The 2,807-nt window shown below is 61.3% G+C and carries 3 protein-coding genes and 1 pseudogene; 3 read left to right on the forward strand and 1 reads right to left on the reverse strand.

Annotated elements, in window-relative coordinates:
- The 3 genes and pseudogenes from Y708_RS26805 to Y708_RS0120485 all read left to right on the forward strand — a co-directional run.
- Nucleotides 1–297: pseudogene (locus Y708_RS26805) on the forward strand (hypothetical protein); the annotation flags it as partial.
- Nucleotides 294–587, forward strand: a complete 294-nt coding sequence (locus Y708_RS26810) for a virulence activator alpha C-terminal domain-containing protein (protein WP_051479238.1) — start codon at nucleotides 294–296, stop codon at nucleotides 585–587. The pseudogene Y708_RS26805 and the gene Y708_RS26810, both read left to right, overlap by 4 nt.
- The gene (locus tag Y708_RS0120485) at nucleotides 584–1,384 is read left to right on the forward strand and encodes an alpha/beta fold hydrolase (protein WP_035777060.1); all 801 of its coding nucleotides are present in this window, start codon (nucleotides 584–586) and stop codon (nucleotides 1,382–1,384) included. The genes Y708_RS26810 and Y708_RS0120485 overlap by 4 nt, the downstream gene beginning before the upstream one ends.
- Nucleotides 1,385–1,683: 299 nt before the next feature.
- Here the strand turns inward: Y708_RS0120485 and manB are convergent.
- On the reverse strand, nucleotides 1,684–2,807 hold a 1,124-nt coding region (manB, locus tag Y708_RS26815; RefSeq protein ID WP_035777061.1), incomplete at its 5' end, for a phosphohexomutase domain-containing protein.

Genomic DNA, 2,807 nt, shown 5'->3' on the forward strand with positions numbered 1-2,807 from the left:
CAGAGTTTGAGTGAATGGCTGCTTTCCGCGCCGGGACGGCACCAGGAGAGGGACCCGTTTCTTGCCCGGGTCTTCTTCTCCGGCCAGCTGGAACGGGCGGAGATACTCTCGATGCTGGGGCATCGTAGGTCGGAGGCGGACGCCCTTCTTCAGGAGCTTCAAGGGCAACTTGTGCCGATCAATGCCCCGTCAGTCGATCCGCGGGTTCATTACATGATGCTTGCAACCCTGCGCAATAAGCCAGTCTCCCGGACCGGCAGGAACACCACATCACGGACGCCGGCAGCCAGAGTTTGAGTGAATGGCTGCTTTCCGCGCCGGGACGGCACCAGGAGAGGGACCCGTTTCTTGCCCGGGTCTTCTTCTCCGGCCAGCTGGAACGGGCGGAGATACTCTCGATGCTGGGGCATCGTAGGTCGGAGGCGGACGCCCTTCTTCAGGAGCTTCAAGGGCAACTTGTGCCGATCAATGCCCCGTCAGTCGATCCGCGGGTTCATTACATGATGCTTGCAACCCTGCGCAATGGAATGAGGCAGGTAGAGGCGGAACTGGGCTGGCTCGACGAGATTGAAAAGGACCTGCCATGACAACCTCCTATTTTCCGGTTGTGCATCCACCAACCATTGGCAGCGTTTCGCCGGGTTCTGTGATCTTCCTGCACGGTGGAAACGTGGCCAATTGGATGTGGCAGCCGCAGGTCGAAGCACTCCGCGATTACCATGTCTTCACCCCTGACCTGCCCGCCTTTGGCAACCGTACGTCGGAGCCTTGGGTGAGTCTCGACCACGCCGCGGACGATGTGGCCTCCCTCATCCGCGCGGATGTGGCGGAAGGGCCGATCCATGTGGTGGGCTTATCTCTGGGGGCCATGGTGGCGCTGCGGCTCGCCGCCCGCCACCCGGAGCTGGCGTCCAGCATCCTGGTCAGCGGCGCTGCGGTCACTCCTGTGGGCGGTCTGACCAAGGCACTTGCTCGGCTCCAACTCGCCCTATGGGACAGAGCCTGGTTTTGGCGTCTTCAGGCGCGTGCATTCCGCCTCCCCGCCGATAGCCATCAGCTCTATATTGACCACGGCCTCAGCGTAGAACGGGAGAGCGCCCGCAGAATGCTCGCGGACGTGTATGACGATGGCCTCCCTGACGGAATAGGTCGGTACAGCGGGCGGTTGATGGCGCTGGCCGGTAGTAGGGAACCGCGTCCGGTAAGGAACTCTCTTTCAGTGATCGTCTCAGCCGTTGCGCAAAGTGTCGCTGCCACAGTTCCCGGGATGCACCACATCTGGAACATCGAAGATGCAGACTTGTTCAACGAGGTGGTGCGTCAATGGATTAGCGGATCGGTGCATCCTGACCTAGAGCTGATTTCACGCCCAGATGGTGTGTAATTGCGGTCCGTATCGCGTCATGCTGCGAGCCAAGCGCATGTCGGGGTCCGACCAATGCGTCTTCGGGCACAGCCAGACGGGCTTCTTCCTCAACTCTTCCCACTCGTAGCGGTTCTCCCCACGTAGGGCCCGATCCGGTCCCGGCGCCATTCCGCAGTCGGCGTACGGCCACTGCGGACCGATTTCCCCATCTTCAACCCCTTTGTGCTGTTATTTGTACTGCTACACCCTCGTGGTTGCAGTCCGTCTTGCACGACCGCTTTCCAGAAAGTGCAGGATTGGGTCCGACGACCAGGTCCCTACTGCCGGATTTGCGCCAGAACCTCGTCGGTGAGGGTCTCCAGGGTGCCGCGGTTGGTGGCTTCCGCATTGAGCCGGAGGTACGGTTCAGTGTTCGAGGCACGGAGGTTGAACCACCACGAGCCGTCGTCCGCGGTAAACGTCAGGCCATCGAGCTCGTCGACTGTGACGCCATCGTTCTCGAATTCTTCCCGAACCCGCGCAACGGCGGCCGAGACGTCGTCGAGCTTTGAATTGATCTCACCGGACGCAAAGTAGGGCTCATATTCGAGGCCCAGCTCCGAGAGCGGTACATCCTGCTCACCCAGTGCGGCGAGCACGTGCATGGCCGCGAGCATTCCGGTATCAGCGTTCCAGAACTCGCGGAAGTAGTAGTGCGCAGAATGCTCCCCGCCAAAAACAGCACCCTCTTCAGCCATCCTTGCTTTGATGAAGGAGTGGCCCACCCGGGTCCGAACGGCGCGACCACCCTCCGCAGCAATGAGTTCAGGCACCGCGCGGGAGGTGATCAGGTTGTGAATGATCACCGGCGTTTCCTCCCCGGCAGCTTTGGCCCGACGGATCTCGCGGCGGGCAACCATTGCCGTGACAGCGCTGGGGGAAAGCGCATTTCCCAGCTCGTCGATCACAAAACAACGGTCTGCGTCGCCATCGAAGGCAAGCCCGATATCCGCACCGTTGCTGATCACTGCCTTTTGGAGATCCACCAGGTTCTCCGGCTCAAGCGGGTTGGCCGGATGATTGGGGAAGGACCCGTCGAGCTCGAAGTACAGGGGGATCAGGTCAAACGGAAGTTTGCCCAGATACTTGTCACCCAGCACGGCAGGAGTGGTGAGACCGGCCATGCCGTTGCCTGCATCCACCACCACCTTGAGGGGCCTGGACCCGGCAAGGTCCACGAGGGAGCGTAGGTACGCTGCGTAGTCCCGGAGGACATCCTTCACACCCGTAATGCCGGGCGTCTCGACTGCCGGAATGGTGCCAGCTGCCAGATACTGCTCGGCGCGGTGCTGAATGTCCACCAAACCTGTTTCCGATGAAACCGGGAGTGCCCCCGGACGGGACATCTTCATCCCGTTGTACTCGGCGGGATTGTGGCTGGCAGTGAACACCACACCCGCGG

It is taken from the genome of Arthrobacter sp. H5 (assembly GCF_000520595.1).
In the GTDB taxonomy this organism is placed as follows: domain Bacteria; phylum Actinomycetota; class Actinomycetes; order Actinomycetales; family Micrococcaceae; genus Arthrobacter_D.